Genomic DNA, 12350 nt, shown 5'->3' with positions numbered 1-12350 from the left:
TTCACGAGTTTTTATTTACGACCGTTGTAAAGAATTGATCATATGATGTAAGGTGATAATCTGCTTCAATATCGTTATTTTGAAATGCACATGTTTTAATTCCCAGTTCACGGGCAGGTTTTAAGTCAAGTTCGCGATCCCCAATTACTAAATCGAGCTGATACTTATCGTGAAGATAGGCATAAGCTCCGCTATCAGGCTTTCGTTTGTAGCCATCATCCTTTGTAATAATCTCCGTGAAGTAGTGCTCCATATTAAAAAATGCCAGGATATCAAGCGTAGATTGTCTAGACTTGTGCGTAACAATTACATTTGTATCCGCAAAGCTCAGTACGTCTTCTACGTGAGAAAAAGCAGGCTTATCTTTAGGATTGATTTTTTGTTCGAGCACATGGAAGTGTTTATCAAACAAAGACTTTTCAATATCAAAATGCTTGATTGCTACGTCAGAAGATATTTTCATTTGTTTTAAAATATCATCTTCTGAAATCGTTTGATCTGTTAGTAATTCTTTGAATGCTTTCACGATAGTCGGATAGGTATCAAAGATGGTTCCATCAAAGTCCCATAAAATATTCATTTTCGCTGTCTCTCCTTTTTAAAAACGTAACGATTATACCAAATTTTTCACTGCTTGTCAGTGAATCATTTTGTCGTCGTTGCATTTAAAGTAAAAAAACTCGTATAAAACGAGTTTTTTTACTTTATTAGCTGCTGCTGCACCCACTCCCGCAGCTAGAGCTTGAACAGCTTGAACTGCTGCAGTTTGAACTCGAACAGCTGCTGCCGCTGTCATGATGGTGATGACCTCCATCGTTGTTGTGATGGTGGCGGTTGTCTTCCCAGGGGCTTGAACAGCTATACCCGCTGTAAGAGGCTGTCTCTCCCGCATACATCGTCTTTTTATATAGCAACAGTTCATTCATATGGCTTGAAAAGTTGGTGGCTTTGTAGAGAGAATAAAAAACAAAGCCTTGAAGAAGAAGTTCGTTTGATACATTTCCTTTTTTAGCAGCTTTTTTAAAATAAGTTGATCCGCCCGTTTTTTTTCTTTTTCGTGCAGCAGTGACTTCTTCTTTTAATGTTTGAATCAAATGCCTCTGTTGTGTTTCCCATTTGCCGTTTCTTAAGAAATAGCGATCTAGTAATTCATCTTCTGATAACCTTTGAAAATCTTGAAGCGTACTTTTATCAAGCGGATGCTGAAAAAATTTCCCCCAAAGCAGTCGGCTGTTACCCGTTATGTCAAACAAATGAGCATACATCCAATCGAAGAACGCTCGCTTATCCGGCTGTGGGGATGGAGCTGTTTCTACATTTGGCTGGTGATGCAAAAAGCGGTTGAAAAAGTGTTCTGTAAAACGCTCATAATCTACTGTAAACATAATCATTTCATGCCATACTTCATCCACTTTTGCACTAAACATCGGTACGTCTTTGATGACTGCATTTAATAAAAAGTAGCGCTTCATCTCAAAAAACGTCCATTCCACTTCATCGTCTTTTGTATTTTTTCCTTTCATGCGCTGTTTCACTTGCTGAACATAGGCTGCCGGTAAAGAATCTTCTAGTGAATGAACAATATCTTCAAACCCTTGATCTTTATGTATTCCGAGCTCATCTGGAAGCTCCTCTTTATACAAGCGAAATCTTCTCGACTTTGCAACCCCTTTAATAATCAAAACTAAAAGAATTACCGCTCCTACTATAATGGCTGCTATCATCTTCTTCCCCCTGTATCGTATCTATATATTCAATATTTTACCACATTCGTAAAACACAAAAAAAGAGCTCAATTAACTTGAGCTCTCGTCATCATCGGGTATCTCGTCTACCTTTTCTACTTTGACTAGACCTTTCGTGCTATATTCCAGATCAAAATATGCTTTAACGATATCCCCTTTTTTCAAATTGCTTGGAATCGGTTCATTTAAATTTTTATCGGAAAATTTAATGCCCGTTCCTTCTTTTGTTGTTCCGCTGTATGTACCATTTTCGATTTTTTCAATAGTAATATAATACACTCGATATTTGTGCGCTTCCTCGTCGCCTTTCGCTTTTTCTTTAACGGTTTCTTGTTCAGGAAGCTTACTCAGTGTTTCTTGGGCCTGTCCAGAAGTCGGCTCTGCTGATCGATTTATGAATTGCATCACAACTAACACTAAACATATAACTACTAAAACTAATAATAATATCTTTTTTGCTGATAAAGACAATGAACTGTGCCTCCTTACACCTTTATGTATATCATGCTGCACACAAGAGATTATACACGATAAAGGATTAGAAATTGGAATAAATTCTATAAAAATAGTAAAAATATGAGAAAGTACCTAGAATTTTTTACGCTTTTCTGCACTTTTTTGAGATAGAAAAGAAATTTGGTACCTTATCCTTAAATTGTAACTGATTCACTTCATTTTCGGAAAGAGTTTTGCCTATTTTGTCGTAAAAAAGTCATAATAAGAAGGAATATCACACCATATTGTCGAACGTATGTATATACTTATAATGAACTGCCGAACTGCTTTTCTCTATCCTCATTGTTGAGGCAATATGGCAACTGAAACAGCTTGCTGTTAAATTCAGATTACACATCTATACTCAGGAGGTGGAATGCAAAATGATGTTTGCACTTATTGTTGTGGTTGGTATCGTAGCACTTGGCGTAGCTAGCTTCTACGTCATTAAGCGACCTCAAGGCGCTGTTGATCCTGAGGATCGCAAACCGCTTGTTTCTGTAAACGGGCATGTTAAATTTGCAGAAGGAATTAATCAAATTTCCATATCTAAAATTGACATGTACGATCAGCGTCTTGTTATCAATCAAGTAGCTATTATTCCATTTAACCGTATTCAACGAGCAGAATTTTCAAAGGTTGTCAAAAATGAAAAAGGCCTTCACGGAGCTCCTGTTCAACGCTATTTCGGTGAGTTAACCATTCATTTCACAGACAAGAACGGGCAAGAAACCTACATTCGCTGTGAAACACCGAAAAAAAATCAATTTCACCTCATCTACCAGTACGATTTAATGAAAAGACAATTAAATAAGCGTCTTGGTCTTGAAGATCAGCAGCCTTACCTTACTCTTCAAGAACCATACGAACTATAAGAGAAAACCTCCCTTTTTCACATATTATTTCACTTCCCTGTACATACTAGAAGCGAAACTGAAAATGGGAGGTCATTCCAATGGATTTCGTCCGTTTTTTGCAATATTTTTGTTCAATCGCCGGCGCTCTATGCTTGGGGTTTACCTACTATCACATGTTCAAGCGTGACGCTCCGGTTAAAAAAGAAGAATCACAGCAAGGTGGAACTGACTAACGTTCACCTTGTTTTTTTATTTCCAGGCATGTGTACTTCGCATTTTGTGGTTGAAAGTTAGATTACTTTAATCATTTGTAAAATCACGGGTGATTTTTCTAAAGGAATATCCTCTGTGTTAATGATAAGAAGTCCTTTTTGGACGCTGTAATTGGAGGAAGGCTGCAACACACCGTTTATGAATAGATTACTGTATGAGTAGCTCTCAGGATCCAATATACGCTGAGTGCCATATTCTTTTAACGCATCTTGATCTGTAAAGATGCGCTTGCTGCCTCCGGCTACGGTATAGTATTCAAAGATGCGAACTTTTTTCGGGAATATATACCTAAATTCCTGCTGAGGCAACACGGGAAGCTTAATAAAAGGTGTTGAACAAGAAGGTGCATACTTATCGCAGCCGTAAGATTTTTTTTTCAAGAAAGACTCTCCTTCACAGATGTACTTAGTTTAGTTATAGTCTTTAAGAATTAAATTTATGCCATTAAACCTATTCCTCAGAAGGAACAAATGCATATATTGAAGGATAGAACATGAAAGGAGGTAACACATTTATGCCTCTTCAAATTATGAAACTCGCTATAGCCGCTGCTACCACTGTAACAGCCAGCCCAACCGTCTCACGTTTCTTTTATACAGCAACTGCTACAACTACGGGTGCAACTACTTTAACAATAGATGCCGCTGACTTTTTTGGTGATACAGGTGGCGCGGCTACTGCACTTCCAGCTTTAGCTACGGATAACAGCTATTACAATGTGTATATCAACGGCGTTTTACAAATGGCTGGCCTTTCCACATATACGCCAGGAGCCACGGGTGTCGGTTCTTTAGCTATTACTGTTCCTGCAGGATCTAGCGTTTTAACAGGTTCTCCTATAGTTTTGGAAGTTGTTAACTTTGCTCCTGATTCTACAACTGATGTACAAACTTAAAAATAACTTGCTACCGTTTTATTTTAAAGCGTAATCGCGTGTAAGATATATAAAATCTCAGTTTTACAGAAATTTAGTGATCACAATAAAAGCTTCTGCGGATGTAGCGCAGAAGCTTTTATTATTGTTATTTATTTAATTCAAAACGCCCAGTTCCCTTTTCTAAACACAGGCTCGCTTGTACCGTCAGCTTTGATGCCGTCGATGTCCATTTCAGCTGAGCCAATCATGAAGTCAACGTGGGTGATGCTGTCGTTTTAGAGTGGAAAATTAGAATTCTGTGACCAATCCGTGACCACTGTGTGACCACAAAATTTATACTCTTAAGCTTGTTATTAAAGGTTTCCTTTTATAAAAAAGCCTTACCTCCATAAAGGGAATAGGACTTTTTTATTTTAAAAATATATTATTTGCTATATCAAAAGAGTTTCTTTTGGCTTATCAACAACAATTACTTCAGTTGTTAAGAACATAGTCGCTACAGATGCTATCAAACCTTTATATAATCATGTATTACTTATATTTGATTAGCTCTAACCATTTCTTGATATAAAGCTCCAGTGACATTTATAAAGGTTGTAATCAATTTTCTTTGCAATACAACCGCTCTGAATGCGTGTTGTTTAGATCAAAGGAGAACCTTCTTTAATGTTTAAAATAATCTAGAAAACATCCGTGTCAATGAAACTCAAATTTAACTTTGGGAGATACGTTCATTGTATCCAAGATGTTCTTTTAGGGCTTCTGCTGTAATTTGAATTGTTTCTCTAGAAGTGATCAACTTATCGCTTTCTTCTGATACAAGTTTTCCTTTAAAGAAACTGTTGGATCGTGACCAATCAAATAACATAAGTTGTTCCAAGCTATAATATGCATCTTCTAATATACTTAATTCTAACCGATCTTTCCTCGATTGTTCATACTCATTAAATATGGATTTTGCTACTCGACTGGCAACAATTAAACCAACTCCGCTAGTAATAACCGAATCGTATTTTAATTCGGGAGTCTTATCTCTTTTAATAAGGCATTGTTTTATAAATTTATTATCCTTTAAAGCCTTGAAGAATAATTCCCCCTTATATTTTAAGGTAAGACTAAAATTATTATTGTCTTCTTTTAGTTTATCAACAATTGCTTTCTCACCACTTTTACCACTTTGTGAATTTTTACCTCCCAGCTCAATTATCACATTTTTAATATTATTTAGTGTGTAAATGTCTTTACTGTTTTTAGACACGCTAGTAGCTAGCATCTCAGTAATATCCTCGAGATAATCACTATTTTCTAGTATATCCATTACGATACGAGAAAGAGGATCTCTTGTATTAAACAGAGTGTTAATAGAAGGGGTTGTTTGTTTTGCATTTTTATTTACATCGACGAAATCTTGTCGAATTTTCCTACTGTCTTTTTCATAAACAATATTTAATAACATATTGCTATTTGCTATTAATTCCGGTGTTTCTTGTGCTAATTCACGAATTGCAACAGTCCTGTGGTTGCCATCCAAGCATTCGAATTCATAATCAACAGGTAACTGCATCATCCCCGCTAAAGAACCACAGCTCTCTAGCGTACTCATTAACTCCTCTTTTGTTTTAATTTGCTTTGTACTGCCAAAAACAAAAGGTTCAAAACTTAGTTCATCATATGAAACTAATGTAATAGGTGGAATTGTAAAACGTGGTTCTTCAACAATATAATTTTTAATTTCATTTTTATGTACTTTATCGAGAAATCGATTTTTGATTTCCGATTTGATAATAACTTCATTTTTCTTTTTTACAGCAGAAGTTTGAACAAATCTCCCTAATGTTTTATACGGTAAAGTAACTGCATACCATAACCTCTCTCCACTTAGATAAGCAATTGCGGGTACTGTAAAAGAAGGAGTAGCAACTCCTAAATCTAGTGCTTGAACATTAATATTTCTTATGTCCATAAATTCCAACTCCATTTCATTAAGGGAATAAAGGCTTTGAAGTACAAAGCCCTTTAACCCAAATAATTAAATTATTTTAAGAACACAACTTCGATTCCATCGACAAATGTGTCTGAAGCTACCATTGAGTCTATCGCTCCTATAAAGTGTTGCCCTAATCTCATAATCTTGTTGTTTACGGCATCTGCCTTTACATGTACGATATTTTTTAGGTCTTCAATACTAGTCTTAATTTTTACGTAACCATCAACAATTTCAGTACGTTGCTGTAAGACACCAGCTAAAATAAAAAACGCTACACCTTTATACATCTGATCTCCTTCATAAATCATTGGCATAAAACGTTCCTTTAAATCTTGATCATGTCGAATATAATTATAAAGTTCCCACATATCATCGATATGATTTTTGGTTCTTATAATAGAAGCATTCATTTTATGATTTTTCAATGAACCCAAAATTGCTCCTTTTGAATTGTATGATCTTTTAGCATTATCTATAGTGCTTTTATTGGGGCTAATGATATTTACAACTTGGAGAAGTTCTCCCACCTCGATACTTCCTTCATCTCCCTCATGGAAACTGATATCAGATCTTAGTTCTGGTGTTACACTTTCTTTGATCCATTTAAACATACCGGTATGATTTAATTCTGATTCAGCGGACAACTTTTTGGATGAATTTCTTGATGCTGCAATTTCTGTTGTAAGAGTATCTGGTACACCAGTATTAATTTCAATTCTAACAGTTGCATTATCTACACCATGCTTATTCAGAACAAAGAAAGTATGCCCCCCATTAATGATACCTTGTCTATCATTGACCTCAAAGATGACCTTTCCGGTTTCCGTATCAATAACCGCTTTATAAGCAATAATTGAAATCCCTTCATTTTTCTTTCTGAAATTGGCTGGATCAGTTTCTAACTGTGTAATCATTGCTTTAACATTTTTATTCTTTGGCGAAGGTTTCCGTGGATTTGCTCCCAAAGGAATAACAACATCCTTTAATGCACTAGTTTTTGTGGTCATAACAATATAACCTTCTTCTAATTCAACCGCATTTAGATAATCTAAACTAATAGTCTTCCAAGTCATTGAAATATCCCCCTACAAATAATTATTTTTCAACTAAACGAATATTATCATACAAAAACGTATTACGTCAATATATAAACGTATTACGTCAGTATCTATTTTTAATTTAGCTTATAAATACCAAATTCATATGTTACATGTAGAGTTAATTCTTCTATTGCTTAATAGTTAACTTCTCTTTATTGTAATTGAGCGAATAAAATCGATATTTCATTCTTTATCGTCATCTACTTTACTCTACAAAAAAGCATCTAACCATATTTAGGGTAGATGCTTGATCTAAAAGTGTTTGGACTACCTATATTCTCCACTTTGTAAAAAACAGACACAAGTACAAATGGTAATCGGATTATAGATGCTGAGTCTGCCACCCATCATAAACTGTTTGAGAATGTTGATATATCAATGTTTATCCGCACCACTCTGACGGTTTTTCACCTAACATTTGCCCTGAGCATATTATTTACTGATAGACTTCATCCCACGAATATCAACAAAAGGGACACCATCTTCCTTCTTTAACACGTGACCCAGATCGTTCAAACTGATGCCCATTTTTACACTCCCATCTTAATAGCGTCTTACTGTTTATATATGTATTTGATAAACACTTCCCATCGTTTAATTGTGCTAATTTGTACATATCTTCTATTGTCTTTTTCTTTGAACCACCACATTGTGGACACCAAGTTCCTTTTTTTATACTTGAAGGAACTGCTTTCCAAATATGTCCTTGACTACATTGCCATTTTAGTGGTACAAAAGAGCCTTTGTATTCATTAGATAAACACATTCCACCTCGGGAGACAGCTACCTCTTGCATTTTCTCTAATGAATCAGATAATTTAGTAGCTGCTCTTTTGATAGAGCATATATTACACCAAGTTCCTTTCTTCACACTTGAAGGTATTGCCTCCCACTGATGATCTTGACTACATTCCCACAACAATTTAGTTTTTGCGTTGATATAATGTTCGGAAAGACATTTTCCACCACGACTTACTGCTATTTCTTGCATTTCTTCAATTGACAATCTTTGAGAATTACCTGAATTTTGTATTGCACACTTTGGACACCAAGTTCCTTGCTTTACACTTGAAGGGACTGCTTCCCATTGATGTCCTAGCTTACATTCCCACTTTAGCTTAGTATGTGCATTTATATATTCTTGGGAAAGGCATTTACCTTGATGACCAGCAGCAAGGTCTTTTAATTGGTTAAGTTGCGAGTTGGATTTGTAAAAATATTCAAATTTAATCTTATTAGTAACAACTTTAATTTCTTTAGCTTTCAGTTTTGATTTTATATATTGTGTTTTTGCACCATCCGTGGCTTCTGTATATGGTACTTCAATAAGATAAATATTGTTTTCTATGCATTCTGCTTTCTTTTCTTCATCACGTATTTTTTGTTTTATGAAGTCCTCTTCAGTAAAATGAAAAGGTTTTGTAAAATTATAGTGTTGTTCCCCTTGATATTCAAACGCAACTCTCAATTCTTTGTTATAGCCATCTAACTCTTTCCGCTCAGATAATATAGTTCTTGTTTTGTTAAATTTATAGCCTGTGAGTTTTTCTATTATGAAACGGCATTTTTCTTCATTTATTCTACCGCTACATCTTGGACACCATGAGCCACCTTTTATACCACTATAAGTAGCTTTCCACGTATGACCGTTTGCACATTTCCATGTTAATGGTGAATCAACACTTTCATAGCTGGTGGATAAACATTCTCCCCCTCTTTCAATGGCAACTGCCTGCATTTCTTTAATTGTCTTCTTAGACAAACCCTTACATTCTCTACACCATGAACCTCTAATAATACTAGAAGGAATTGCATACCATACATGCCCTTTATCACACTGCCACTGTAAACGAGTATTAACATTGACGTAGACCTGAGATAAACACCGTCCTCCTCTTTCTTTCGCAATTTTTTTAAATTCCCCAAGGGTCTTTTTATTTGTTCCAGCACAAAAGGGACACCATGAGCCTTTCAATATACTTGATGGTGTAGCCTCCCACTCATGCTTATGATAGCATTGCCATTTTAACTTTGTTTTTGTATTTACATATGTTTTAGAGATGCATTTCCCATTTTTTTCTTTCGCAATTTTAACCATATCCCTTAAAGTTAACCTTTGCGAATCTCCAGCTTTTAAGGCAGAACATTTTGGACACCACGATCCACCTTTTACGCTAGCAGTTGAAGCTTCCCATTGGTGTCCTAGCTTACATTGCCATTTTAATTTTTGATGTCCATTGATATAACTTTCAGATAAACACTTTCCACCAAGCTTTTCTGCAATTTTTTTTGGTTTTTCGATATTATGTTTTAGCTTCTGACTATTAATATAGGTAGCACATTTGGGACACCATGAGCCTTCCTTAATATGGCTAGGGATAGCCTTCCATACATGCCCATTAGAACATCTCCAGGTTAACTTTGTTTTTGTATTGGTATACTTACTTGATAAGCAACTACCTCCACGTGCTTTTGCTAAATCCTTCATTTCTTCAATTGTTAATTTAAGAGTTTCACCTGCTCTTCTGTTATAACACTCAGGACACCAACTTCCATTCTTCACATGGTCAAATCTAGCTGTCCAAATATGCCCTTTATCACATTCCCACTCATATTTTGATTTTATATTTAGATATTCTACCGATAAACATTTCCCATTTCTTTCTCTTGCGATTCGCTTCATATCTAAAATGGAATGTTTTTTCCCCATTTCCAATTCACCTTTTAATCTTAGTTAATAATTTGTCTTGAGTAATAATTTTTCGTTTATAGGATATATAGCTTAACACTACTTTCTTGAAGTTCCTTCCAGTACAACTATTTAGTATACATTCTACCGTAATTAATAAAAAAACCTTTCATTCATTGTTAGTGCCTCCTATCTGGTGACTTAATAAACCCATATTTTATTATAAGGTTATCGGATTAAAAAAGTCGTACTCACTACATATTTCTTCCTACGTTATGTTATTATCAGGGTTATAAAGATAAAATATACAAAAGGGGGTATGTTAATGACTTTAATTGCAGCATATTCATATGGACATAATAATACAGTGTTTGCCCACGACTTTCGAACTTCCTCTAAATCAAGAGGTCTTCGAGCAGATAATGCATTTAAATTTGTACATTTAGGTAAATCTACAGGGTTATTTTTAGCAGGAGATGTAAACGGGTGGAATACTATATTCAAAAAAGAGTCCACAAAATTAAAAGAGGTAAGAGATGAAGATTTTCTTGAAGAATTCCTGGAAATTCTACGTAGCTATGCTACATCATCTACTCCTCTTCTCAATACTGGAGGAACACTCAGCGCCCTCGGGTTTGTAATTGAGAAAACCTCTGGATCAAATAAGTCTTTTCATATCGATTATGTTCAAGGTTATGGAGCTACTATAAGGGAACTGGAAAAAGATAGGGTGTATTTAATTGGAAGTGGGGCTAATATAGAAGGATTGGAGAAACATTTAAACATATATTTATCCAACTACACTTCAGACCAGGACAGACCTTTGCACCAAAAAGAACCTTACTTAGTTTCAAGTATTTTTGAAACTGCTATAAAAGACTACATTAAAAACTTAAATGATCCCTCAATATACCAAAAGAAAGGCATTTCCAATGTTTTTAGTTATAGTTATCTAAAAAACGGCTACTTTGAAATCTGCTCTTACTCCGATCAGGAGTTTTTGAAGGGCGAGAAAATGCCAAGACAATTTATATTCAAAAAGGATGAACAACAGAATCCAGTATTAGTTGATAAAACTAACGACATTATTTCTAAGCTTTACCCCTTAAACGACTTAGTTTTAAAAGAGTCAATTGTTATAGACCCATTTAAGCGAGAAAAGCCTTAATATATTTTAAGGTTAAGGAAGAGAGCGCCCTACCTTAACCTTAATTGAATTTTTTTATAACTAATCCGTTTAGATTCAAATAGTTATCGTTATTCGAAATCTTCAATTGATTTTTATTAACCTTTTCACATTTATTGGAATTATTTTCTGCAGAATATAAAAAGCATCATAGTGAAATGTTATGTTCCTTAAGGATAAATTCTAAAATGAAAATTCATTAGATATTTGCAGCTTTTAAAAAATATTTAGCCTACACACTTCATTTTTATGGTAGCAACGCTTGTTCTGCTACGCCTTCACACTTCGTAATAGTTTGATTAGTTGGATTAATCATTATTTTGACATCATTCCAATTCATATTTTTCTCTAAAGGAATTAAATATGCATCAAATACTGAATAGATATGTAAATAAATTCGATAAGAGCCATCCTGTAAAGTCTCAACTCTAAACCCGTGAAAATTGTTACTATTCATTATCTCTGAAAAATCGTCATGATTCACCTGAAAGTTTTTACCTCTCGTATATATTAAGAAATTATATTGAGGCTGTTTTTCACCTGTGAATTTAGAACTAAGACTCTTATCTGCTCCCCATATGTATTGTCTTAAAAAATCAGCTGTTTTTGTATTTGTGAAATTTAGAAGGCAAATAGAGCATAAACCTAATATAATTTTAGCGTGTTCTCTTTTTAAAACATCCTCATTTTTTACACGTAAATCCAAAGCTAGAAAATCCTTTTTTTTAAATCTCTCTTCTAATCTTGTAAGTTTCTTTTCTGTTAAATTAGTAAAATAAACTTCTCCATCATCAAAGACTATCTTAATATCCTGGTCAAAGGCTGTTTTTTGTTCCTTAGGCGCTAAATGCCCACTCTTCGTTTGAGTCCCAGTAACTCTTAAAAGAGCCTGCATAAGATGTGTATTGCTACTATATTTAACATCTATAAACTCATTCGCATCTTTATTACATTCATCGCACACTAGCTTTGTAGCAATTGGCGAACCTAATGCCTCTGGAATAACATGTTCTCCAATAGTAGTCGTTTGAGGTTTAAGTTCCTTACAGTATATACAAGTAATTTGATTAGTCATCCTATTATTCTCCTCAATTCTTTTGGAAATTTTATCTTAAATACTAATTGAAGATCAAATTTTACG

The 12350-nt window shown here is 34.6% G+C and carries 12 protein-coding genes and 1 pseudogene; 4 read left to right on the top strand and 9 right to left on the bottom strand.

The features are described from left to right. Window position 1 precedes the first annotated feature (1 nt). The 3 genes from ACRPLQ_RS08315 to ACRPLQ_RS08305 form a co-directional block, all read right to left on the bottom strand. A complete protein-coding gene (locus ACRPLQ_RS08315; RefSeq protein WP_033579376.1) occupies window positions 2-580 on the bottom strand; it encodes an HAD-IA family hydrolase in 579 nt (192 codons plus the stop codon). Between the two features lie 127 nt (window positions 581-707). Then, a complete protein-coding gene (locus ACRPLQ_RS08310; RefSeq protein ID WP_432235886.1) occupies window positions 708-1724 on the bottom strand; it encodes a hypothetical protein in 1017 nt (338 codons plus the stop codon). Between the two features lie 72 nt (window positions 1725-1796). Continuing rightward, window positions 1797-2216 carry a hypothetical protein gene (locus tag ACRPLQ_RS08305; RefSeq protein ID WP_028412901.1) on the bottom strand — a complete coding sequence of 140 codons (420 nt, stop codon included), beginning with the start codon at window positions 2214-2216 and terminating at the stop codon, window positions 1797-1799. A 407-nt stretch (window positions 2217-2623) separates the two neighbouring features. Between ACRPLQ_RS08305 and ACRPLQ_RS08300 the strand changes: the two genes are divergently transcribed. After that, entirely contained in the window at window positions 2624-3115 is a 492-nt protein-coding gene (locus tag ACRPLQ_RS08300; protein ID WP_028409022.1) for a hypothetical protein, read from the top strand. Between the two features lie 80 nt (window positions 3116-3195). Further along, window positions 3196-3330 carry a hypothetical protein gene (locus tag ACRPLQ_RS08295; RefSeq protein WP_013083673.1) on the top strand — a complete coding sequence of 45 codons (135 nt, stop codon included), beginning with the start codon at window positions 3196-3198 and terminating at the stop codon, window positions 3328-3330. A 57-nt stretch (window positions 3331-3387) separates the two neighbouring features. Here ACRPLQ_RS08295 and ACRPLQ_RS08290 read toward each other — a convergent pair whose 3' ends face one another. Continuing rightward, window positions 3388-3750 (bottom strand): DUF4183 domain-containing protein, encoded by a 363-nt coding sequence (locus tag ACRPLQ_RS08290; protein WP_232217028.1) that lies wholly within the window; start codon window positions 3748-3750, stop codon window positions 3388-3390. Window positions 3751-3884: 134 nt separating this feature from the next. Here ACRPLQ_RS08290 and ACRPLQ_RS08285 point away from each other — a divergent pair, with 134 nt between their 5' ends. After that, window positions 3885-4265, top strand: a complete 381-nt coding sequence (locus tag ACRPLQ_RS08285) for a DUF4183 domain-containing protein (RefSeq protein ID WP_045292351.1) — start codon at window positions 3885-3887, stop codon at window positions 4263-4265. 140 nt (window positions 4266-4405) lie between these two features. Here the strand turns inward: ACRPLQ_RS08285 and ACRPLQ_RS08280 are convergent. The 4 genes and pseudogenes from ACRPLQ_RS08280 to ACRPLQ_RS08265 form a co-directional block, all read right to left on the bottom strand. Then, window positions 4406-4522, bottom strand: a pseudogene (locus ACRPLQ_RS08280) (aminopeptidase); the annotation flags it as partial. Between the two features lie 437 nt (window positions 4523-4959). Beyond that, window positions 4960-6210: a DNA sulfur modification protein DndB gene (locus ACRPLQ_RS08275; protein WP_432235885.1), complete on the bottom strand. Its 1251-nt coding sequence runs from the start codon at window positions 6208-6210 to the stop codon at window positions 4960-4962. 71 nt (window positions 6211-6281) lie between these two features. Further along, window positions 6282-7307, bottom strand: coding sequence for an AIPR family protein (locus tag ACRPLQ_RS08270; RefSeq protein ID WP_432235884.1), 1026 nt, complete (start codon window positions 7305-7307; stop codon window positions 6282-6284). Between the two features lie 490 nt (window positions 7308-7797). Then, window positions 7798-10044 (bottom strand): hypothetical protein, encoded by a 2247-nt coding sequence (locus ACRPLQ_RS08265; RefSeq protein WP_432235883.1) that lies wholly within the window; start codon window positions 10042-10044, stop codon window positions 7798-7800. A 304-nt stretch (window positions 10045-10348) separates the two neighbouring features. On the opposite strand from ACRPLQ_RS08265, the gene ACRPLQ_RS08260 reads away from it, so the two are divergent. Further along, entirely contained in the window at window positions 10349-11191 is an 843-nt protein-coding gene (locus tag ACRPLQ_RS08260) for a hypothetical protein (protein WP_432235882.1), read from the top strand. Between the two features lie 265 nt (window positions 11192-11456). On the opposite strand, the gene ACRPLQ_RS08255 is transcribed toward ACRPLQ_RS08260, so the two are convergent. Further along, window positions 11457-12284, bottom strand: a complete 828-nt coding sequence (locus ACRPLQ_RS08255; protein ID WP_432235881.1) for an HNH endonuclease — start codon at window positions 12282-12284, stop codon at window positions 11457-11459. Window positions 12285-12350: the final 66 nt, after the last annotated feature.

This window comes from Priestia sp. TRN 1309 (genome assembly GCF_050846875.1).
Taxonomy (GTDB): domain Bacteria; phylum Bacillota; class Bacilli; order Bacillales; family Bacillaceae_H; genus Priestia; species Priestia zanthoxyli.
This window is presented reverse-complemented; position numbering and strand designations above follow the sequence as displayed.

Bases quoted from the DNA above. Each gene is read 5' to 3' on its own strand.
- ACRPLQ_RS08260 (WP_432235882.1), top strand. From the start codon at position 10,349: ATGACTTTAATTGCAGCATATTCATATGGACATAATAATACAGTGTTT.
- ACRPLQ_RS08285 (WP_045292351.1), top strand. From the start codon at position 3,885: ATGCCTCTTCAAATTATGAAACTCGCTATAGCCGCTGCTACCACTGTA.
- ACRPLQ_RS08270 (WP_432235884.1), bottom strand. From the start codon at position 7,307: ATGACTTGGAAGACTATTAGTTTAGATTATCTAAATGCGGTTGAATTA.
- ACRPLQ_RS08300 (WP_028409022.1), top strand. From the start codon at position 2,624: ATGATGTTTGCACTTATTGTTGTGGTTGGTATCGTAGCACTTGGCGTA.
- ACRPLQ_RS08315 (WP_033579376.1), bottom strand. From the start codon at position 580: ATGAATATTTTATGGGACTTTGATGGAACCATCTTTGATACCTATCCG.
- ACRPLQ_RS08255 (WP_432235881.1), bottom strand. From the start codon at position 12,284: ATGACTAATCAAATTACTTGTATATACTGTAAGGAACTTAAACCTCAA.
- ACRPLQ_RS08265 (WP_432235883.1), bottom strand. From the start codon at position 10,044: ATGGGGAAAAAACATTCCATTTTAGATATGAAGCGAATCGCAAGAGAA.
- ACRPLQ_RS08295 (WP_013083673.1), top strand. From the start codon at position 3,196: ATGGATTTCGTCCGTTTTTTGCAATATTTTTGTTCAATCGCCGGCGCT.
- ACRPLQ_RS08310 (WP_432235886.1), bottom strand. From the start codon at position 1,724: ATGATAGCAGCCATTATAGTAGGAGCGGTAATTCTTTTAGTTTTGATT.
- ACRPLQ_RS08275 (WP_432235885.1), bottom strand. From the start codon at position 6,210: ATGGACATAAGAAATATTAATGTTCAAGCACTAGATTTAGGAGTTGCT.